Source organism: Arthrobacter russicus, from assembly GCF_031454135.1.
In the GTDB taxonomy this organism is placed as follows: domain Bacteria; phylum Actinomycetota; class Actinomycetes; order Actinomycetales; family Micrococcaceae; genus Renibacterium; species Renibacterium russicum.
In genome coordinates, this window is sequence record NZ_JAVDQF010000001.1 from 3,024,411 (window position 1) to 3,045,304 (window position 20,894).

Consider the following 20,894-nt stretch of genomic DNA (forward strand, 5'->3'; position numbering starts at 1 on the left):
GGAAGGAAAAACATGAAATCGCCGATTCTGAGCTATCTCGAATACCTGCATGCTGAGGGGAAACAGAACACCGCCGGCGCGCCGGCGGCTTACATTCCGGAACTGGGCAGAGTCTCGCCGGAGCTGTTCGGGATCAGCTTGGCGACTGCGGACGGCTACACCTACGAAGTTGGCGATGCCCGGCACCCGTTCACCATCCAATCGATTTCCAAGCCGTTCAGCTACGGGATCGCCTTGATGGATCAGGGCTTCGACGCCGTGGACCGCAAGGTCGATGTGGAACCGTCCGGTGAAGCGTTCAACGAGATCTCGCTCACGGCTGGTTCCGGGCGGCCGCGGAACCCGATGATCAATGCCGGCGCGATCGTTTCCACTTCCTTGGTGCTGCCCGAAGCGGCCGGCCGTTATGAACGGATCCGGGCCGCCTACTCCGGCTTCGCCGGGCGGGACCTCTCGCTCAGCCAGGAAGTCTTCGAGTCCGAGCAGAGTTCGGGGTACCGCAACCTGGCGCTCGGCTATTTGTTGCGGTCTTTCGGCATCATCGAAGAAGACCCGAGCCCGATCGTCGAAGATTACTTCAAACAGTGTTCCCTCGAAGTCACCTGCCACGATCTGAGCATCATGGCCGCGACCTTGGCGAACAACGGGGTCAACCCGATCAGCGGGGAGCGCCTGCTCACCGACGATGTGGTGGAACGGGTGCTCAGCGTCATGGGCACCAGCGGCATGTACGACGGCGCCGGAAACTGGATCACGCACGTCGGAATGCCGGCCAAAAGCGGCGTGGGCGGCGGGATCATCGCGGTGCTGCCGGGGCAGATCGGCGTGGCGGTTTTCTCGCCGCCTTTGGACGAACACGGGAACAGTGTGCGCGGTGTCGAGGTCTGCCGGCGGCTGTCGCAGGATTTGCAGATGCATTTCGTCCGGGCCGGCCGGACCGGGCGCTCCGCGGTGCGTTGCTCCTACTCGGTGGCGGACTCGCCCTCGGGGTCCAGGCGCAGCGAGGAATCCCGGGCGGTGTTCAACCAGCACGGTGGGATTGCCCGGGTCTACGAACTTGCCGGTGACCTGCTCTTCTCCGGGGCGGAAAGCGTGGTCCGTGCGGTCTCCGACCTCGAAGCCGAGGTCCGCTACGTGGTCTTGGACCTGCTCCGGGTGGACGAGGTCTCCGAGGTCGCCAAGAAGATGATTGCCGAACTGCACAGCAGATTGGCGTTGGAAGACCGGGAGTTGCTGCTGGTCGATCCGGAAGGCAAATTGGGCGATGTGGATCTGCCGCCGGAACTGCCCGGCGCCAGGGTTTTCGGTTCCCGGCAAGACGCGATCGAATGGTGCGAAGCGAAAATCCTGACCGCTTTCGGCACCTCCTTCGAGTCGCCGGAACATGCCCGGATCTTCGAAAGTTCGCTTTTCGAAGGGCTGGACCATGCCGATGCGCTGGACTTGCGCTCGATGATGCTGGAACGCGTGTTCGACGACGGTGAACGGGTCCTCGGTCCGGATGAGAGTTTCCCGGGTGTGTTCTTCGTGGTGCAAGGGCAAGTGATCTCCAGCGGAACCGCCTCCAATGGCCGCCGATTGCGGTTGACCAGCGTCAACCCCGGTGCGACCTTCGGCGAATCGGCGCTGATCGGGGCCCGGGCGGGCGGCGTCGAATTGACCGCGGTGGGTCGGCTGGAGACTTTGTTCCTGCCTGCTACGGCGATTGCCGCCTTGGAGGAGATGAACAAGGACCTGGCGATCAAGCTCTGGCGTGCCCTGACCCGCGGCGGCTATGAGTCGTTGGACCGGAGATTGCAGGAAGTGGCGGTCCGGCTCGGAAACTGACCGGAGCCAACCGGCCGCTGCCGTTAATGGGCTGAGGGAACTATTGTGGAATTGTCCGCCACTGTTGAGGAGATCCCTGTGCCAACGCCACGTTCCCGCAGCACCGCCAGCCCGGCCAAGCCGGCGACTTCAGCCAAGCCGGCGACTTCAGCCAAGCCGGCCAGCTCAGCCAAACCGGCCAGCTCAGCCAAGCCGGCCAGCTCAGCCGCGTCGACGTCCGGCTCGGCGCGCAATGACCGGATTCCTGGAGACCAGAATCCCGGCGGGCAGCTGAGCCCGGAGTTCCGTGCTGCTGCTCTGGCTGAGCTCGTAGCCACGAACCAACCGGGCCAGGAGCTCGATGTGCTCATTGTCGGCGGCGGCGTGGTCGGCGCCGGGGCGGCTTTGGATGCGGTGACCCGTGGGCTGAAAGTCGGCATCGTGGAGATGAACGATTGGGCTTCCGGGACGTCGAGCCGTTCGTCGAAGCTCATCCACGGTGGTCTGCGCTACCTGGAAATGCTCGATTTCGCCTTGGTCAAGGAGGCGCTCCAGGAACGCGGCTTGCTGATCCAGCGGATTGCGCCGCACCTGGTACGCCCGGTGCCGTTCCTCTATCCGTTGACCAAGCGTTTCGTCGAACGCCCATATGTCGGTGCCGGCATCCTGCTCTACGACACGCTGGGCTTGACCAGCGGAAACTCACGTGGTGTGCCGTTCCACAAGCATCTGAGCAAACGGGGCACCTTGCGCGCCGCGCCGAGCCTCAAAGACGATGCCATGGTCGGTTCGATCCGCTACTACGACGCCCAAGTCGACGATGCCCGACTGGTCAACGACCTGGTCCGCACGGCAGCCTCCTACGGGGCCCAAGCGGTGAACGGGGTCAAAGTGGTCGATTTCCTGCGCGAAGGTGAACGCGTGGTCGGGGCGAAAGTCCGGAACCTGGTGGAGGGCGGCGAGTTCGAGATCCGCGCGAAGCAAGTGGTCAATGCGACCGGCGTGTGGACTGACGAAACCCAGGCCATGGTCACCGACCGGGGGCAGCTCAAGGTCAGGGCGTCCAAGGGCATCCACCTCGTGGTGCCGCGGGACCGGTTCCAGTCCACGGTGGGCCTGATCCTGCGCACCGAGAAATCGGTGCTGTTCGTGATCCCGTGGGGCCGGCACTGGATCATCGGCACCACGGACACCGATTGGAAGCTGGACAAAGCGCATCCGGCGGCTTCGGCTGCGGACATCGATTACGTGTTGGGCCATGTGAACAAGGTGCTCAAGCGTCCGTTGACCCGCGAGGATGTGGAGGGCGTCTATGCCGGCTTGCGGCCATTGCTGGCCGGCGAGAACGATTCCACCGCGAAACTCTCCCGGGAGCACGTGGTGGCGCACCCGGTGCCGGGGCTGGTCGTGGTGGCCGGCGGCAAATACACCACTTACCGGGTGATGGCCAAAGACGCCGTCGACGAGGCAGTGCGGACGCTCGACGAGCGGGTTCCGGAAAGCTGCACGGAGACCATTCCGCTGCTCGGCGCGGTCGGCTATCAGGCGGCTTGGAACCGGCGGAACCGGACGGCAGAGGAGACCGGTGTGCATGTGGCGCGGCTGGAGCATCTGCTGGGCCGTTACGGTTCGATGACCTCTGAGGTTCTGGCGATCATCGCGGCCGATCCGAGCCTGGCCGAGCCGTTGCCGGGGGCGGAGGACTACTTGCGTGCCGAGGTGGTCTATGCGGCCACGCATGAAGGCGCGCTGCACGTCAGTGATGTGCTCACCCGGCGTACCCGGATTTCGATCGAGTCCTGGGACCGGGGCGTCGCTGCGGCCCCGGTGGTCGCCGATCTGCTGGCGCCGATCCTGGGCTGGAGCAAAGCCGTCAAGGATGCCGAGACCAAGAAGTATCTGGCCCGGGTCGAGGCCGAGCTGCTCAGCCAGGAACAGCCCGACGACGCTTCGGCGGACGCGGTGCGCCTGGCTGTGGAAGACGTGGTCGGCGAATGAGCCAGATCCGAGGATGAACGTGCCTTTCGAACGTTACGATGGCCTGCTGACCACACCGGATCTGGTGATCCTGGAGTTGGTCGCGGAAACTCGCGAGGACGCCGCCGCCCAACTCGCGGAGAAGATGTTCGCGGCCGGCCGGGTTTCCGATTTGGCCGGGTTCCTGGCCCAGGTCAACGCCCGGGAGCACCAACTGGCCACCGGCCTGCCCGGCGGGATCGGGATGCCCCATGCGCGCAGCGAGTTCGTCACCGAGACCACGATCGCGGTGGGCATCACCAAGTTCGGCCATGCCCTGGACTTCGGCGCCGTAGACGGGCCGGCCAACATCATCTTGTTGATCGGGACCCCGGCGAGCTCGTTCTCGCAGCATCTGGAGGTGCTGGCCACTTTGGCCCGGTCGCTGTTCAAAGAGAATTTCCGGGAGTCGCTGCGCCGGGCGCACGACGCCGAAGTGATCGCGGAGCTGATCAATTCATCATTGGTGTTCTTCGATCACTGACCGGGCGGAGCAAAGTCGTGCCGCAGTCAAAAAGGCAACCGGCCCTGCTCCGTGTGTTCGGGGTCGAAGACTAGAAGGCCTTGGATTCGTCCGGCGTCGCCGAAGGCAATGCGGCCGGCGAAATTCCCTGCTTCGAACTGCAAGACCGCTTCGACCACCTGCATGGCTCCGGCGCGTCTGGCCTTGACTTCATCGATTTTCTCGAATTGGCCGGAGCTTGTCACCGCGATCAGCCAAACCTCTTCGAGCTGGCGTTCGCTGATCGTCTCGAGCATCGTTTCGCTGAATTCGTCCCGGACGGCTGCCCAGTCTCCCTCGGCGTAGCGGGTGAAGACCTCGATCGTCTTTTTGACCGCGTCCGCATTGCTCAATCTGGGGATCTTCTTCCCGGAGACCGGGTGAACGGGTGAGCCGAACCGCTGGAATGCGGCTTGTCGCGTAATGCCCAACACCGTGCCGATGTCCTGCCAGGTGCTGCCGGATTCGCGTGCGCTGTTGACCACGTACGCCAAGGTCGCCTCGGCCTCTGCCTGAAGCCGTTCTGCCGTGTGCAGGGCTTCCCGGGCGACCAGGGAAAATGGCGATACGTCCAGCAGCCTCTGCAGCTCGGCGGCGGCGGCCTGCACCTTGGGAACCGGCGGCGGTGGATCGATGTCGTTCACGCGTCCATCCTAGGGCCCTGCCAGGCAAGCGCGTTCACCAGGAAGCAACGACGGCGAGCAATGCGCAGACGATGAGCGTGAGGCTGAACCTGAGTGCGGCGGCCGGCAGAATGCCGCGCCGTCTTGGCGTTTCGGGTGCTGCGGCCAACCGCGGCCAACGCACGACCATGCAGCCGAAGGCGGCGGTCAGGATCGTTGCGGAGATCCACCAGGACCAGAACGGAACCACGGAAAAATCGCTCACCAGAAGGCTGAAGATGACGACGGCGAATGCTTCGAGGGCTCGGCTGAGCACCTTCAGCGAAGGTTCTGCCGTGTCGGACCGGTAAAAATGCCACCAGGCGGAACCGCTTGCGACCAGGCCGATCGCCAGTGGCAGCCAGAGGAGCACGGTGCGGAAGTCCATGGTTATTTCCGCAACTCTGCAGCGGCATTGGCGACCAGTGCGAACCCGGCTTCGTCCAGGCTTATCGCTGCGTTCCCGATCAGCACGGCGGCGTAACCGGCTTCCCGGTCCAGGACCATGATCGAGGCGAATCCGCCGGTCATGCCATTGTGGTGGCTCAGCGAGCGGCCGTTGCGCTCCGTGGTCAGCCAGGACAATCCGATGCGGTCGCCGCCGGGAATAGCCGATATCGGTTCCAAGGCGTTCATCCCCGGCGCCGTTCCGCTGAGGATCGCTTTCGCATATTTGGCCAAATCCTGCACCGTCGACGTGATTGCGCCCGCCGGGCTGAACGCGTGCATGATCCATGGCTCGGCAGCCCGGAATGAGGTCGAGTACCCGGGCACGGTTCCGGTGGATGAGGAGGCAGCCACCGAGGTGTTCGTCATACCCAACGGCGTGGTGATGCGATCACGGACCAGACTGGAGTAGTCGGTTCCGGCCCGCGCGGCAAGGGCTTCGCCCAGCAAGGCGAAGCCGAAGTTGGAATAGCCGAAGCTTCCCCGATCACTCAGCGCCGCTTCGCGGGCATAGCCCAGAAGCGACGGACGATCTTGGGTGTACGGATTTCCGGCGGTCAAAGTCGCCCAGAACGCCCCGGTGTAAAAACCTGGCGAGTTGGGCAGCCTGGGCAGCCCGGAGGTATGCGTCGCCAGCTCCTGCAGAGTTATTGTCGACGCGGGGCTCTGGCCCACATCGAGAAGCTCACCCAACCGGGTATCGAGCGCTACTTCGCCCCGGTTTACCGCGTCCGCGAGCAACATGGCGGTGAACGTTTTGGTCAAAGAGCCGATTTCGAACCGACTGTCGGGTTGCGCACCGAAACAGGCGAGTTCCTGCCGATCCTGATTGAGGACTGCGGCACAAACTTTGCCCACTCCGCCGGGAAGCTGGGGCTTCACGGTGGCCGCGAAACTTTTGTTTCCGGCAGAAAAGACTTCCAATTGCTGGGGCAGCGGGGCTGCAGCGAGAAGGATTCCGATCAGCGAGACCGACCCGAGCAAGGGGATCCATCGTCGACGCAACCATGGCAATCCGACATTGTTCATGCGTAAAGAATAAATTTACATATTCAATATGTCAAGAAAAGATTTACGTTTGTAATCAGGGTTGCGACGTCCTACTCGGTCCGCCAGGAGTCCCACAACGAGGCATAGGAGCCGCCGAGCGCGAGCAGCTCTTCGTGCGAGCCGAGCTCCGTGATCCGGCCGCCTTCGACCACCGCGACCCGATCGGCGTCGTGCGCGGTGTGCAATCGGTGCGCGATCGCGACGACCGTGCGTCCGGCCAGCACGGCATTGAGCGACTGTTCCAAGTCCCGCGCAGCCTGCGGATCGATCAGCGAAGTGGCTTCGTCGAGCACCAGGGTGTGCGGATCGGCCAAGACCAGCCGGGCCAAGGCGATTTCCTGGGCCTGCGCCGGAGTCAGCGCATAGGCGCCGGAGCCGACCTCGGTCTCCAGCCCTTCCGGGAGATTGGCGGCCCAGTCCAGCGCGCCGACGTCGGCCAATGCCTTTTCGACTTCGTCCACGGTTGCTTCGTCGCGGCCGAGCCGGACGTTGTCCACGACCGAACCCACGAAAACGTGGTGCTCCTGGGTGACCAGGGCAACTTCGCGGCGCAGCTCGTCCAAGGGGCGGTCCACCAGCGGAACCCCGCCGACCATAACACTGCCGGCACTGGGCGGATGGATTCCGGCGATCAGCCGGCCCAAGGTGGACTTTCCGGCACCGGAAGGGCCCACCACGGCGAGCCGTTCACCACGGCGCAGCACCAGGTCGATGCCGTGCAGCACATCGTGCCCAGGCCGGTAGGCATAACGGGCGTTGCGGATCACGATGTCCTGGTCCACAGGCTCGGCATCGGTTGCGCTCCGGTCTGCCGGCACCTCTTTGATGCCGGTGATCCGGGCCAGCGAGGCCGCACCCACCTGGAGCTCGTCGAGCCACATGATCAAGGTGTTCACCGGATCGACCAACTGCACGGCGTAGAGCGCCACCGCTGCGACCACTCCGGCGGTGACGATGCCCTGCGAAGCCAGCCAGCCGCCCCACACCAAAACCACCGCGACCGGCAGCCAGAAGGCGAACTCGGTGATCGGGAAGAGCCAGCTGCGCAGCCAGAGGGTATACCGTTCGGCGCGGAAACCGCCGGCCAATCCGGCGTCGATCTTCTTCCTGCGCTGCGCCCCGAGGCTGAGCGCGTCCACCGTCCGGGCGCCTTCGATGCTTTCCGAAATGGCCCCGTTCATCACGGCGTAGGCTTCGCGTTCGGCCGCGTATCCGGCCGTGGAACGGTTCAAATACCAACGGGTCGCCGGCACCAGCAAAGGAACTCCCGCGAGCAGGGCCACGGCCACGATCGGCGAGATCAGCAGCGCTGCCCCCAAGGTCAGCAGCAAGGTCACTGCGCTGACCAGGATCTGCGGAACCGCGAAGCGAACCGCAAATGACACGGCTTCGACGTCATTGGTGGTGCGCGAGACCAGATCTCCGGTCCCGGCCTTCTCCACCGTGGAGAGCGGCAGCGAAGTGACCTCTTCCATGAACTCTTCGCGCAGTTGGGCGAAGACTTTTTCGCCCTGGATCATGCTCGAAGCCACTGCGAACCGTTGCAGTACGGCCTGCAGCAAGACGAACCCGATCAGCAGGAAGCCGAAAAGCATCACGTGTTCCAGCGTGGTCCCGGCGCTGATGTCGTCGATCAGGACGCGCAGCAGCGCAGGTCCGGCGAGCCCGGCCACGGCGGCAAGCACGAACAGCCCGACTACTTTGAGCAGCGCGGCGCGGTGCTGTTTGATCAGTCTGACGGCTTCGCGTTTGACCTGGGCTTGGTCGGAGACCGGCAGCTTCCCGTCGCCCAGACTCGCCGGGTCTTGGCGCGGTGCAGTTTCCGCGGCCAACTCGTCCGCAGCGTTTTCACTCACCTCTGATCACCACCGTCCGGTATTCCGGGACGCTCAGCAGCTCCCGGTGCGTGCCTCTGGCCGCGAGCCGGCCGTCGACCAGGAAGAGCACTTCGTCCATGACGCCGAGCAGCAACGGACTCGCCGTGGTCACCAGCGTGGTCCGGCCGCTCCGGGCGGCGCGGAGTCGGGCAGCGATCCGGGCTTCGGTGTGCGCGTCCACCGCGCTGGTGGGTTCGGCGAGCAGCAGGGTTTCCGCATTGCTGAGCAAGGCGCGGCACAAGGCCAAGCGTTGCCGTTGCCCGCCGGAGAATCCGCGGCCACGCTCGGTGACTTGATGGTCCAGGCCCTCGTCCAGGCCGTCCAATACGTCCAGCGCGCCGGCGTCTTCGAGCGCGGCCAGAACCGATTCGTCCGAAGCCCGGCCGCGCGGGTCCAGAAGTTCGCGCAACGATCCGGAGAACAGTTGCGGGTCGGCTTCGCTGAACACGATGCGCTCCCGGATGCTGGCCACCGGGATCCGGCGCAGATCGGTTTCCGCCCAGTACACCGGGTGCTCGGCGAGTTCGGCGTCGTCGAATCGGCCCAACCGTTCGGCCAGCTTCGTGGATGCGGCCGGATCGGAGCTGACCACGGCAGTGAGCCTTCCGGGCTGGATCACGGCTCCAGACGCGGTGTCTCGCAACGGTGCGGCCCCGCTTGGCGGGGGTGTGCTGCCTTGGTCGGCATAGGCTGGGTCGGTGCTCAGGACGGCGACCACCTTCCGCGCACCGACGAAAGCGCGGATCACGGCGGACACCATTTCGGCAAGGATCCGGACCGGGGTGACCAGGAACACCGAGAAGCCGTAGAGCGAAACCAGTTCGCCCACCGAAATTTCGCCGCTGACTGCCAGATTGGCGCCGAGCCAAGTGAAGAGCACCGCGAAAGCCCCGGTGACCACAAGCTGCGTTCCGTCCAGGGTCGCCACGGAACGGGCCACTTTGTTGCCACTGAAGCGGGTTTCCTGGGAGCGACTGCGGTAGCGCGCGACGAAGATGTGCTCCCCGCCGATGCCGCGGAGCACCCGGAGCCCGGCCACGGTATCGGCGCCGACCGCGGTCATCTTTCCGGCCATTTCCCGTTGTTCGCGTTGCCGAGCCTGCAGCGGCCGGATGATGAAAAGCAACAAGGCGCAGCAGACCGGGACGCCGATCAGGACGATCAGCCCGAGCTGCCAGGATATGTTCCAAATCAGCACTGAGACCAGGAGGTAGGAGAGCACTGCGCCGGAAAGCCGGGCAGTGAGATCGTAGATCTGGCCGATCCGGACGGCGTCCGAAGCCGCGGTGTTGATCAGTTCCCCGGTAGAGATCGCAGACGGCAAAGCGTCGCCGGTACGGGTGATCTTGTGCCCGATGACCTGTACGGAACGGTAGGCCGCCTGCAGCCAGTTGGAGACCGCGATCCGGTGCCGCAGCACCGCGAAAATCGCCTGGACCAAGCCCAACACCAGCATCACCGCGGCGCCGGCCAGCAAGGCACCCCAATCTTTGCCGAGGATTCCGCGGTCGATGGTCTGGCCAAGTACCAAGGGCATCGTCGCCTGAGCCAGCAACCAGATCGAACCGCAGACGATTCCGCCGATCAGCGAGGGGAGCTGGAGGCTGCCCAACCACAACAAATACCTCGCCGGCGAACGGGTGTCCGGTGAGGTTTTGATCGGGTAGGGGTAGGTTCGCACAAGAATTCAGCCTAGTCCCAGGCCGCCCGAGATGACACTAGTATTTTCCAGAATCTGTGCCCAAGCTGTGTCGCTGCCGCCAGAGCCGGGCTCAGTTCGGTTTTCTACAGCCGGACGAAGTACCTTTAACCTGTGCTCAAAACCGCCCTGAAACCCCGTTGGATCGCCGCGTTGCTGTTGGCTTTGGTGATCTCGTCGGTTTTCGTGCTGCTGAGCCAGTGGCAGTTTTCCCGGTCCACGCAGACTGCGGAGCAGCCCACGGTGACCACCGAGGAGGTCAAACCGCTGATCTCGATCTTCAAACCGGGGGAGACGATGTTCGCCAGTTCGGCGGACCATGTGGTCAGCATGACCGGCAGATTCGAGCCGGGCAAGCAGGCGATCATCAGGGACCGGCTGCAGAACGGCGAAAAGGGTTACTGGGTGGTCGACGCCTTCGTGGTCGACGGTGCACCGGTGCTGCAAGGCGCCGGAGCGACTCCGTACACGGTGATTCCAGTGGCCCGGGGGTGGATTGCCGATCCCGCCCAAGCCCGCCCGGCGCCGTCGGGCCCGTTGACGTTGACCGGGCGCTTGATCCCGGCCGAAGCCCCGGTGGTTGCCAAGAACCTGCCGGAAGGACAGCTGGCGGTGCTCTCCACCGCGGAGCTGATCAATATCTGGCAGGTCAGCAGCTACCAGGGATTCGTGGTTTCGTTCAGCGAAATCGGCCCGGCCGGAGATGTCGGAGCGCACGCTGTGCCGGGCGACCTCAAGGGGATCTCGGTGGATGCGCAGCCGCCGAACCAGAACTTCAATTGGCTCAATCTCTTCTACGCGGTGGAATGGATCGTCTTCGCCGGGTTCTCGGTGTTCCTCTGGTGGCGTCTGGTCGCCGACGACTTCCGGCGCGAAAACGAGCCGGAGTTCGAGGACGATTTCGACGACGATCCGCAGCCAGCCGGTGAAGCGGCCGCCACTGCCGGGCCAAACATTTCGACGAAGGAAGTGCAACAGTGAGTTCTCCGCAACGGCCGGCCAAACGGCGATTCGGCGGCACGGTGGCGCAGATCCGATCCGCGCTGGGGTTCTACAAAGTGCTCGCGTACCTGACCGGTGCGATGCTTTTGCTGCTCACCGCGGAAGTGATCCTGCGTTATGTCTTCAACCTGGTTCTGCTGGTCGGCGGCACGAACACCGTGACCGGGCAGCCGCACGGCTTCGGCTTCGTGGAAGTGGGGCCGGACGGTTCCTTCGCGGTGACCGGATCGTTCAACCTTTCGACCGCGGTGCTGATCGCGCACGGTTGGATGTACGTGGTGTACCTGATCGCCGATTTCCGGTTGTGGTCCTTGATGCGCTGGAAGTTCAGCAAGTTCATCCTGATCGCCTTGGGCGGCGTGGTGCCGTTGCTGTCCTTCTTCGTGGAACGCCGGATCCATGCGCAGACGCTCGAAGAGATCGCGGCGAACCCGCAGGCGTCGAAACGCTATTGAGCCGGTTTCCCGCCGCCGGTCCACGTGCCCGCCGGGCGGACTCGATCGGGTTCCACAGCCGCGGGGCGTGATTCCGGCTTCCGAGTCCGGCTGGAATGCCCGGCGGCGGCCCGGTAAAAAGCAGGCGGACGGTTCGCTAGAATTGTCGGGTGACTATTCCCGCTGCCGATGCGCAGACTTCCCACCGCCCGGTCCTGGTTGTCGATTACGGCGCCCAGTATGCGCAATTGATCGCCCGGCGGGTCCGCGAGGCGAATGTGTACTCGGAGATCGTCCCGCATACCTTCAGTACGGAGCAGTTGCTGGCCAAGAACCCGGCCGCGATCATCCTTTCCGGCGGGCCCTCAAGCGTTTACGCCGAGGCAGCCCCTTCGGTCGGTGCCGACTTGTTCGAGGCCGGAGTGCCGGTCTTCGGCATTTGCTACGGATTCCAAGCCATGGCCCTGGCTCTGGGCGGAACCGTGGCCAAGACCGGCTTGCGCGAATACGGAGCCACCGACGTCACGTCAATCGGTGCTGCGCGCTCCATCCTGGCAGGCACCCCGGACCAGCAGAACGTCTGGATGAGCCATGGCGACTCGGTGCAAGAAGCACCCGCCGGGTTCGAGGTCCTCGCCAGCACGTCCGGAGCTCCGGTGGCAGCCTTCGCCAACACGGAGAAATGCCTTTTCGGCGTGCAGTGGCACCCGGAAGTCAAACATTCCAATTTCGGCCAGAAGGTGTTGGAGAACTTCCTCTTCAACGAAGCCAAAATCGAGCCGAACTGGACTACTGGCAATGTCATCGAAGAGCAGGTCGAACGGATCCGCGCCCAGGTGGGCACCGGGAAAGTGATTTGCGGATTGTCCGGCGGCGTCGACTCGGCGGTAGCCGCAGCGCTCGTGCAGCGCGCCGTCGGCGATCAGTTGACCTGTGTTTTCGTGGACCATGGGCTGCTGCGCGAAGGCGAAGCCGAGCAGGTCGAACGTGACTTCGTGGCTGCGACCGGGGTGAACCTCTACGTCGCCCGCGAGGCCGATCGGTTCTTGACCGCCTTGGCCGGAGTCAGCGATCCGGAGACCAAGCGCAAGATCATCGGCCGGGAGTTCATCCGCTCCTTCGAAGAGGCCGAGCGGACTTTGGTCGAGCAGGCGGGTCAGGCCGGCCAGCAGATCAAATTCCTGGTGCAGGGCACGCTCTACCCGGACGTCGTCGAATCCGGCGGCGGGGAGGGTGCTGCGAACATCAAAAGCCACCACAATGTGGGCGGTCTGCCGGAGGACCTCCAGTTCGATTTGGTCGAGCCGTTGCGCGCATTGTTCAAAGACGAAGTGCGGGCTGTCGGCGCGCAATTGGGTCTGCCGGCCGAGATCGTGCAGCGGCAGCCGTTCCCCGGACCCGGCTTGGGCATCCGGATCGTCGGCGAGATCACCGCTGATCGACTGGAATTGTTGCGCAAGGCCGATGCGATCGCGCGTGCCGAACTGACTGCGGCCGGCTTGGACCATGAGGTTTGGCAGATGCCGGTAGTCCTGCTGGCCGACGTGCGCAGCGTAGGCGTACAGGGCGACGGGCGCACTTACGGCCATCCGATCGTGCTCCGCCCGGTGTCGAGCGAAGATGCGATGACCGCGGACTGGTCGAGATTGCCCTACGACCTTTTGGCCCGGATTTCGAATCGGATCACCAACGAGGTCGACGGCGTCAACCGGGTGGTCCTCGATGTCACCAGCAAGCCGCCGGGAACTATCGAGTGGGAGTGAGCCGCGCGGCAGTGCCCGGACTGTGCCAGGTCACAGGCAATGTTTTCGGCTCGCGTCCGTGTGCCATACCCGATATCGTGAACTAACCGGTTAGCCTCAGAATCATGCCGGTATGGTCGAGATTGCAACGAGCAGTGCTAGGCGGGCCGTCGTCGGCATCTGCCGAATCTGCCCAACCGGCGGATTCGAGTTCGACGCCGGCCGCGACGCCGCCTTCGGGCGGGAAGAAGGAACGGCCCACGGAGGCGCGGCCGGGCAAGAAACCGGCCAAAGCGGAGAAGAAGCCAGAGAGCCAAAAGGTAGAGAAGAAGGGCCACGTGTCAGAGAACGCCAGCCAGCCGGCAGACGCTGAGCAACTGCGCGCCTGGCTTGACGCCCTGGAACCATTCAGCGGGCCGGATACCTTGCTCGATTTCGATCCCCGGGGTGCCGGTTGCGTCGACTTGACGCACGCCCACCCTTCGGGATTGGCTCAGCTCCTGGCCGGCCGGAAGACCCGGCTCTCGACGCTGATCCGGGATCCCGGACAGCTCTCCGCAGCGATGCAGGCGGCGCGCGCGCTCCGGGCCAAGGTCCAGGAACTGGGCTCCGACCGAGGCGTCGATGTGGGCTATTTGGCTGCCGGGACCGTGGGCTGGGGAACGTCCGCCAGCGGTACCCACCACACGATCAGCGCACCGGTCATGTTGATTTCGGTTGCGCTCAGCGCGCGGGCCGGACAGGAGGACTACGAACTCCAGCTCACCGGTCAGGCCAAGATCAATCCGGCGTTGGTCCGGTTGCTGCAGGCACAGTACGGGATCAGTTTCGATGCCCAGGCAGTGGCCCGGCTGGCCTACAACACCGCGAGGTTCGATCCGGGGCCGGTACTCGACCATTTGCGGATCCTGACCGCCACGATTCCAGGCGTGACGATCGAACACCGTCTGCTCGCCGGAAGTTTCGCCGATATCAGTGAAAACCTGGACGATCCGGCATTGCGTTCCGGGGAGGGCCTGGTCGGCGAGTTGCTGCAAGCAGTCGCCGGCGATGCTGCACCGGCAGAACCAGGGCGGCAGATCAAGGCCTCGGACTACCCGGCTTTGGACGAGCGCTCGCCGCAAGACGAATTCCAAGTCCTCGATGCCGATCCGGAGCAGCAACTCGCCATCGATGCGATTCGTTCCGGAGAATCCCTGGTAGTCGCTGCTCCGCCCGGTACCGGCCAGACCCAAACGGCGCTGAATGCGATCGCGGCCTTGGCCTACGACGGCAAAAACGTCCTGGTGCTGTGCGAACGCCGCTCCACGCTGAATGAGCTGACCCAGCGTTTCGCTGGGCTCGCGTTGGACAGCATGGTGTTGCAACTGAGCGCGCAGAGCAGCCCGCAGCAATTGAAGTCGCAATTGGTACGGGCCATCGTGCGGAACGAAAAAGCGACGCAGCCCAAGCTGGACACCCTGCATACCACGCTCGTGGCGCAACGGCACCAGTTGATCGACCACGTTGCTTCGTTGCACGGGGTCCGGCCGCGTTGGGGATGTTCGCCCTACCAGGCAATGCAATCACTGGCCGAGTTGACCTCGATCCAGCCGGCTCCGGCGACGACGGTACGGCTCAAACGCAGCGTCCTGGACGCGATCAAGGACCGTTCCGAGTTGGGCGGCCGGCTGCGCCGGGCGGCGGAGCTGGGCAGTTTCAGCGCCTCCTCGACACGCAGTCCCTGGCATGGGGCGCGGTTGGTCACCCGCAAGGAGACCGAGGAAGCGCACGGACTGGCCAGTTCGCTGAGCGAAAGCCTTCCGGCCTTCGCGAAGAAGATGGAAGAAGTCTCCGATTACGCGCAAATCCGGCGGGGGAACACCTTTGCGCAGTGGGGCGAACAGCTGGAGTTGCTGATCGCGGTCCGGGAGAGCCTGGACAAGTTCATGCCGGATATTTTCGACCGGCCGGTCAATGACCTGATCTCCGCCACGGCCAGCGCTACCTGGCGCCGGGACCGCAACCTGGAAATGCCTTCCATGCAGCGATCACGGCTGCGCCGGGTGGCCCGGGAATATGTGCGGCCCGGGGTGCACATCGATGACTTGCACGAGTCATTGCTGCTGGTTCAGGAACAACGTCAGCAATGGGCGGCGTTCGCCACGACGCAACGGCATCCTGCGGTGCCTTCGGGCCTCGCCGAGTTGCGGAACCGCTACCACGGTCTGGCTGCCGAGTTGCTCAAGCTCGGCGCGGCTCTGGAGCGCACTGCGGCCGGCGGCGGCTTGGAAGACGTCGAACACCAGGCGCTGGTGCGTCGTTTGATCGATTTGGCCGACGACCAAGCCACCCTGGAGAACCTTCCGGAGCGCACGCTGCTGGAAGAGAACATGCGGGAGCACGGGCTCGGCGAGTTGCTCGACGATCTGGCCGCGCGGGAAGTGCTGCCGGCACAGACCCGGGCAGAGCTGGAACTGGCCTGGTGGCAGTCGGCACTCGAGGCAATGATCAGCGGTGACGACTACTTGGCGATGTCCGACGGCGAAAGCCTGCGCCGGTTGGAAGCCGAATTCCGGTTGGCGGACCAGGCGCATGTGGTTTCCGGTCCATCGAGGTTGCGCTGGAATCTGGCTTCGAAATGGCGTGAGTTGGTGACCGGTCGTGGTCGGGAAAGCGAATTCTTGCGCAATGTGCTCAAGGACGGCCGGATCAGCCTGGACCTGCTCGAAGCGCATGCCGGGCAGTTGGTGGACCAATTGGTACCGGTCTGGGCGGCCAGCCCGCTGATCGCTCCGACCGTGCTGCCCGAAGGCAAGCGGTTCGATGCGGTGATTTTCCTGGATGCCGAGTCGGTCTCGATCCAGTCGGCGTTGCCGTCTCTGGCTAGGGCCCGGCAAGTGGTCGCGTTCGGCGATGATCGTCTGCTCAGCCCGGCCCCGTTCGCGGTATCGACGGCGGCGCGCAGCCTGCCGAGAAATGCCAAACCCCTGGTCAGTGTGTTCGATGCCCTGGCCCGCATCCGGCCGAAGGTCCAGCTCCGACGCAGCTACCGCAGCATCGATGAGGATCTGAGCGCTCAGCTGAGCCAGGATTTCTACGACGGTGCCTTGCGGCTGCTGCCGGACGGCAAAGCGGTGACCGGTCTGGATCGCGCGGTCAGTGTCGAGTATCTGGCTGATGGCACGGGGTTGCCGGGCAGCGACAGCGAAGGCGTCGAGTCTGTGGCCGCCGAAGTGAACCGGGTGGTCGACCTGGTCTTCGAAGCCGCGCGAGTGCATCCGCGGTCCTCGTTGGCCGTGATTACGGCTAGCGCCAGGCATGCCGCGCGGGTGGCCGAAGCGATCCGGCTCAATTTGGCGAACCACCCGGAGCTCCAGGAATTTTTCGCCAATACCTCGGATACGCCGTTCCGGGTGGTCCATCTGGACCGGGCACCGGGACTCGTGCGGGACCGGATCATCTTCTCTTTGGGCTTCGGGCGGACTCCGCACGGCAGGGCGCTGCACAGCTTCGGTCCGCTGTCGCAGGCGGACGGCCGGGGCAAGTTCGCGCTCGCGATGACTCGGGCACGGGAGCATTTGACGGTTTTGAGCTGCTTCAAGCCGGAAGATTTGGACACCGCGAAACTGAACTACGGGGCCCGAGACTTCTATCAGCTGCTCGAACGGGAACTGGGCGGCGCATCGGTCACCGGAGCGGCGGTGCCGCACACGTTGGCCGCAGGCCAGGGCCTGGAGGACGATCCGTTGGTGGCAGACCTGGCGGATCGGCTCCGGGCCAGGGATGCCCGGGTCTGGTACAACTACGACGGGGTCATCGACATCGTCGCGGCCGCTGATCCGATCAGGTATCTGGGCTCGGTCGACAGCGAAATTCCGACGCCCGTGGCGGTGGAATCGGATGGTTCCCGGCGTTATCGGCAGATGAGTGTCCGAGAACGCAGCAGGTTGCGCCCGCAGCTTTTGGAACAACGGGGTTGGCGCTACATGCCGTTGTGGACCATCGAGGTGTTCACGGACCCTTCGGCTTGTGCCGACCGGATCGGCGGCTACCTCGGACTGGACCGTTCTTTGAACCACGTCGATTTGCCGTCGTTGCTCGGCGTCGAATCCGGCCCGACCCCGGCGCAGGAAGCTCAGATGGACGAAAAGAAAAACACCGCCCGTACGGCAGCTGCGGAGCCGGTTTTGCCGCAGCGGGCCGCAGAGGACGATCCGCGGGCTTGGGGCGATGCCGAATCAGCCAACCACGACGAATGGCTCCGCGAGCAGAAGCCTCCGCACTGGGGTTGAGTTGCCCGGCGTCGCGCCGGTCTGGATCGGTCGACCGGGTTCATGGCGGGCTGACCAAGACCAGGGACAGCCGGATTCGGCCAACGGCTCCGGCCAAGGCGGTGGCCTGTTCCGCCGTCGCGGCGATCACCACCAAGCCTTCGGCGTCCTTCACCGCAGCCCAGTTCGACGTGGCCTCGCTTTTGCGCTGCGCCCACAGGATCGGGACCGCAGTGGCGAGCACGGTTCCGGCTCCGGTCCTTCCGGTGCCGTCGTCGGAAGTGCCGACTACGGTGACCAGTTGGCCGGGGGAGACCAACTGGGCGGTTGCCGGGTCCGCCAATCGGAGCGGGACGGCGGAGCTGCCCGGCGGGGCGCCGGCCAGCAAACTCTGGCCCACCAGGGAAGCATCGGTCAGCAACTGCCCCTTGCGGAGCGCCCCGGCAAGCTGTTGGCCGGTCGCGTCGTCCAACTGCGCCAAGGCCGAATCCGGGAGCAACGACGTCGGGACGCGGACCAGACGCAGGTCCGCTGCGCTGAGCCGGGTGCCGGACGGCAAGTCTCTGGCCGCGGAAAGCACGGCTTGGCTGGCTTGGCTGCCGGGCGCGAGTTGGTTCACCGCGATCGCGATCGCGGCGCAGAACAACACCGCGGCGAAGAACCGCCGACGTCGGCGCACGAGTCGGAAGGTCCTGCCGGCGAAAGCAGCCAATCGGGGTTTGTCCGGTGCCGAAGCCATGCAGCGAGGTTACTGAACCAGTTCCGCCTGGTCGACGCGTTCACTCCGGATGTGCAGGAAAGGCGAAAACCAAGAGCAGGGTAGGAGGAGTCCTAGGAACTCAGCCCGCGGCCGGCGACGCTGCTTTGCTCTCCGACGTCGATGCGGCAGGCGCAGGCGCAGTTGCCGGTGCGGTGGCCGAACTCGACGAGCGCGAGTCGGTGGAATAGAAGCCGGAGCCCTTGAACGAGACACCGACCGAATTGAACTTCTTGCGCAAATTTCCGCCGCATTCCGGGCAGACCGTCAACGAGCTGTCGCTGAACGACTGCTGAATGTCGAAGTTGTGTCCGCAATCTTTGCAGGCATAAGCGTAGGTTGGCACTGTGAATCCTCCGATTGCTTTCCCGGATGCGGCCCTCACGGGCCAGCTCCCAACTAATGATTCTAACATTCCAGGGGCCGAAAGAATTCCGGGGTCAGTGCGAATTGCACTCGTTGGTCCAGGGCGTCGTGCGGTACGCCGCCGGGCGGCAGCAGGTCTTCCGAATAGACGGCCGCAGCCAAAACCGGAGTTTGCCCGGCCTCGTGCACGCGGGACAGCGCGCGGTCGTAATATCCGCCGCCTTGGCCCAGCCGGTTGCCCTCCCCGTCGACCGCGAGGGCCGGCAAGACCATCAGGCCGACCGACGCCAAGGCCTCCGGCCCGTGCCGGTCGCCGACCGGTTCCTGGATCGGGCCGAAGTCGCTGGTCCGCAGCTCGACGCCGGGATGCCAAAGCACCCAGGAGAGCTGCCGCTGCGGTTCGCAGACCGGCATGAATATTGGATGACCGGCGGATGAAAACATTTCGAGCATTGCCAGCACCGGGGGCTCGGCGGCAACCGGGAGATATCCGGTGATCGCGCGCCGTTCTGCGGCCAGGCCCAATGATTCAAGCAATTCCTGACCGGTTTCGATGAATCCGTGTGCCTTTTCGCGCAAATTTTCGGCGCTGAGCGAGGCGCGGCGTCCGCGTGATCGGTTCCGCAATTCGGCCTTGCGCTCGGCCTCGGTCAAATCGGTCATGATGCCTCCTCCCCACATTCTCGGTTAGCCTAGGACAATGACCAAAGCGCAACGAATTCGCAAGGCCGTCATTCCTGCCGCCGGTTTGGGAACCAGGTTCCTTCCGGCGACCAAGGCCATGCCCAAGGAAATGCTCCCGGTAGTGGACAAGCCTGCCATCCAATATGTAGTCCAAGAGGCCGTCGATGCCGGCCTCGAAGATGTTCTGATGATCACCGGGCGGAACAAACGCGCCTTGGAGGACCATTTCGACCGAGTGCCGAACATCGAGCGGCTGCTCGAGGCCAAGGGCGACGCCGGCAAATTGGAAGCGGTGCAGCACGCGACTGATCTGGGCGAAATCCATTACGTTCGGCAAGGCGACCCGAAGGGTTTGGGGCATGCGGTGCTGCGCGCCAAAACCCACGTGGGGGACGAGCCCTTCGCGGTATTGCTCGGCGACGATCTGATCGACGAACGGGATCCGCTGCTTTCCGTGATGCTCGATGTCCAGGAGCAGACCGGCGGATCGGTGATCGCCCTGATCGAGGTCGAACCGTCGAAAATCAGCGCCTACGGCAGCGTGGACATGACCCCGATCGAGGGCAAGGACTACGTCCGGGTCAATCAACTGGTGGAAAAACCGGCCGTCGAAGATGCACCGTCGAACTTGGCCGTCATCGGCCGCTATGTGCTGCACCCGAGGGTTTTCGACGTGCTGGAACAGACGGCGCCGGGCCGGGGCGGGGAGATCCAGCTCACCGATGCCTTGCAGACCCTGGCCACTGCTGAGGGCGAAGGCTCGGGAGTCTACGGCGTGGTCTTCTCCGGCAGGCGTTACGACACCGGGGACAAGCTGAGCTATCTGCAGGCTGTGGTGACTCTCGGCTGCGACAACGAGGATCTCGGTGCTGATTTGCGCGCCTGGCTGACTGAGTTCACCGCGAAACTGGAAGCCTGACCCATGCGGGGCGCGGCCATCTGGCCGGCCACGCTCAGTTATGGTTCGGTGGGGTTGCGGCCGATCAAAAAGCGGGACCGCCAGGCCTGGAATGAAGTCCGGGCGCGCAATCGGGAATGGTTGACGCCCTGGGAAGCCAGCAATCCGGAGCCGGGCGGCCGGTTGCCCAGTTTTTCCGAGATGGTGCGCGCCTTGAACGATCAGGCCCGGGCCGGCAGTGCGTTGCCGTTCGTGATCACCGAAACGGACGACGACGGCGTGGCCAGGCTGGCCGGGCAACTCACGGTCAGCAACATCATCTGGGGTTCGGCGATGATGGCCACCGCGGGGTACTGGGTGGACCGGGACCGGGCCGGACGCGGTTTGGTGCCCACGGCGTTGGCCCTGGCGACTGACCACTGTTTCCAGAATCTGGGACTGCACCGGATGGAAATCAACATCCGGCCGGAGAACGCACCGAGCCTGCGCGTGGTCGAGAAGCTCGGCTTCCGGGACGAGGGTCTGCGGCCGAAGTACTTGCACATCAATGGTGTGTGGGCCGATCACCGCAGTTTCGCGTTGACCGCCGACGAGGTCCCCGGCGGGCTCATTTCACGACTGCGGATCCGCGGTTAACCGGGGCCCGGAGCCGAATGGACCGTTTTGTTCCGGCGCGGCCTGAAGATTGTTGAGATTCCG

General features: G+C 64.5%; 17 protein-coding genes. 9 read left to right on the plus strand and 8 right to left on the minus strand.

Annotated elements, in window-relative coordinates; genetic code table 11:
- The first annotated feature begins 12 nt into the window (after nt 1-12).
- From glsA to JOE69_RS14055, 3 genes are all read left to right on the plus strand, one after another.
- Complete coding sequence (glsA, locus tag JOE69_RS14045) at nt 13-1,827, plus strand: glutaminase A (protein ID WP_309799712.1); 1,815 nt, start codon at nt 13-15, stop codon at nt 1,825-1,827.
- A gap of 240 nt (nt 1,828-2,067) precedes the next feature.
- Nucleotides 2,068-3,804, plus strand: coding sequence for a glycerol-3-phosphate dehydrogenase/oxidase (locus tag JOE69_RS14050; protein ID WP_296365600.1), 1,737 nt, complete (start codon nt 2,068-2,070; stop codon nt 3,802-3,804).
- Between the two features lie 13 nt (nt 3,805-3,817).
- The gene (locus tag JOE69_RS14055; RefSeq protein ID WP_309799714.1) at nt 3,818-4,306 is read left to right on the plus strand and encodes a PTS sugar transporter subunit IIA; all 489 of its coding nucleotides are present in this window, start codon (nt 3,818-3,820) and stop codon (nt 4,304-4,306) included.
- 26 nt (nt 4,307-4,332) lie between these two features.
- Here JOE69_RS14055 and JOE69_RS14060 read toward each other — a convergent pair whose 3' ends face one another.
- The 5 genes from JOE69_RS14060 to JOE69_RS14080 all read right to left on the minus strand — a co-directional run bounded on the left by JOE69_RS14060 (nt 4,333) and on the right by JOE69_RS14080 (nt 10,041).
- Complete coding sequence (locus JOE69_RS14060; protein ID WP_296365551.1) at nt 4,333-4,968, minus strand: DUF3887 domain-containing protein; 636 nt, start codon at nt 4,966-4,968, stop codon at nt 4,333-4,335.
- Between the two features lie 34 nt (nt 4,969-5,002).
- The gene (locus JOE69_RS14065; RefSeq protein ID WP_309799718.1) at nt 5,003-5,374 is read right to left on the minus strand and encodes a hypothetical protein; all 372 of its coding nucleotides are present in this window, start codon (nt 5,372-5,374) and stop codon (nt 5,003-5,005) included.
- A gap of 2 nt (nt 5,375-5,376) precedes the next feature.
- Nucleotides 5,377-6,462 carry a serine hydrolase domain-containing protein gene (locus JOE69_RS14070; RefSeq protein WP_309799719.1) on the minus strand — a complete coding sequence of 362 codons (1,086 nt, stop codon included), beginning with the start codon at nt 6,460-6,462 and terminating at the stop codon, nt 5,377-5,379.
- Between the two features lie 71 nt (nt 6,463-6,533).
- Complete coding sequence (locus tag JOE69_RS14075; protein WP_309801309.1) at nt 6,534-8,315, minus strand: ABC transporter ATP-binding protein; 1,782 nt, start codon at nt 8,313-8,315, stop codon at nt 6,534-6,536.
- A 16-nt stretch (nt 8,316-8,331) separates the two neighbouring features.
- Nucleotides 8,332-10,041 carry an ABC transporter ATP-binding protein gene (locus JOE69_RS14080; RefSeq protein ID WP_309799721.1) on the minus strand — a complete coding sequence of 570 codons (1,710 nt, stop codon included), beginning with the start codon at nt 10,039-10,041 and terminating at the stop codon, nt 8,332-8,334.
- A gap of 132 nt (nt 10,042-10,173) precedes the next feature.
- Between JOE69_RS14080 and JOE69_RS14085 the strand changes: the two genes are divergently transcribed.
- The 4 genes from JOE69_RS14085 (at nt 10,174) to JOE69_RS14100 (ending at nt 17,511) form a co-directional block, all read left to right on the plus strand.
- Nucleotides 10,174-11,040, plus strand: a complete 867-nt coding sequence (locus tag JOE69_RS14085) for an SURF1 family protein (protein WP_309799723.1) — start codon at nt 10,174-10,176, stop codon at nt 11,038-11,040.
- Complete coding sequence (locus JOE69_RS14090; protein ID WP_309799725.1) at nt 11,037-11,516, plus strand: DUF3817 domain-containing protein; 480 nt, start codon at nt 11,037-11,039, stop codon at nt 11,514-11,516. The genes JOE69_RS14085 and JOE69_RS14090 overlap by 4 nt, the downstream gene beginning before the upstream one ends.
- A gap of 149 nt (nt 11,517-11,665) precedes the next feature.
- Nucleotides 11,666-13,258 (plus strand): glutamine-hydrolyzing GMP synthase, encoded by a 1,593-nt coding sequence (guaA, locus tag JOE69_RS14095; protein WP_309799727.1) that lies wholly within the window; start codon nt 11,666-11,668, stop codon nt 13,256-13,258.
- A gap of 317 nt (nt 13,259-13,575) precedes the next feature.
- Nucleotides 13,576-17,511, plus strand: coding sequence for a DUF4011 domain-containing protein (locus JOE69_RS14100; RefSeq protein ID WP_374709715.1), 3,936 nt, complete (start codon nt 13,576-13,578; stop codon nt 17,509-17,511).
- Between the two features lie 40 nt (nt 17,512-17,551).
- Here JOE69_RS14100 and JOE69_RS14105 read toward each other — a convergent pair whose 3' ends face one another.
- The 3 genes from JOE69_RS14105 to JOE69_RS14115 form a co-directional block, all read right to left on the minus strand.
- Nucleotides 17,552-18,229: an RcpC/CpaB family pilus assembly protein gene (locus tag JOE69_RS14105; RefSeq protein ID WP_309799731.1), complete on the minus strand. Its 678-nt coding sequence runs from the start codon at nt 18,227-18,229 to the stop codon at nt 17,552-17,554.
- Nucleotides 18,230-18,329: 100 nt separating this feature from the next.
- Nucleotides 18,330-18,593, minus strand: a complete 264-nt coding sequence (locus JOE69_RS14110) for an FmdB family zinc ribbon protein (RefSeq protein ID WP_309799733.1) — start codon at nt 18,591-18,593, stop codon at nt 18,330-18,332.
- A gap of 62 nt (nt 18,594-18,655) precedes the next feature.
- Nucleotides 18,656-19,276 carry a 5-formyltetrahydrofolate cyclo-ligase gene (locus JOE69_RS14115; protein ID WP_309799735.1) on the minus strand — a complete coding sequence of 207 codons (621 nt, stop codon included), beginning with the start codon at nt 19,274-19,276 and terminating at the stop codon, nt 18,656-18,658.
- 37 nt (nt 19,277-19,313) lie between these two features.
- On the opposite strand from JOE69_RS14115, the gene galU reads away from it, so the two are divergent.
- Both galU and JOE69_RS14125 read left to right on the plus strand, forming a co-directional pair.
- The gene (gene galU / locus JOE69_RS14120) at nt 19,314-20,216 is read left to right on the plus strand and encodes a UTP--glucose-1-phosphate uridylyltransferase GalU (RefSeq protein ID WP_309799736.1); all 903 of its coding nucleotides are present in this window, start codon (nt 19,314-19,316) and stop codon (nt 20,214-20,216) included.
- Between the two features lie 3 nt (nt 20,217-20,219).
- The gene (locus JOE69_RS14125) at nt 20,220-20,831 is read left to right on the plus strand and encodes a GNAT family N-acetyltransferase (protein ID WP_309799738.1); all 612 of its coding nucleotides are present in this window, start codon (nt 20,220-20,222) and stop codon (nt 20,829-20,831) included.
- The last annotated feature ends 63 nt before the right edge of the window (nt 20,832-20,894 follow it).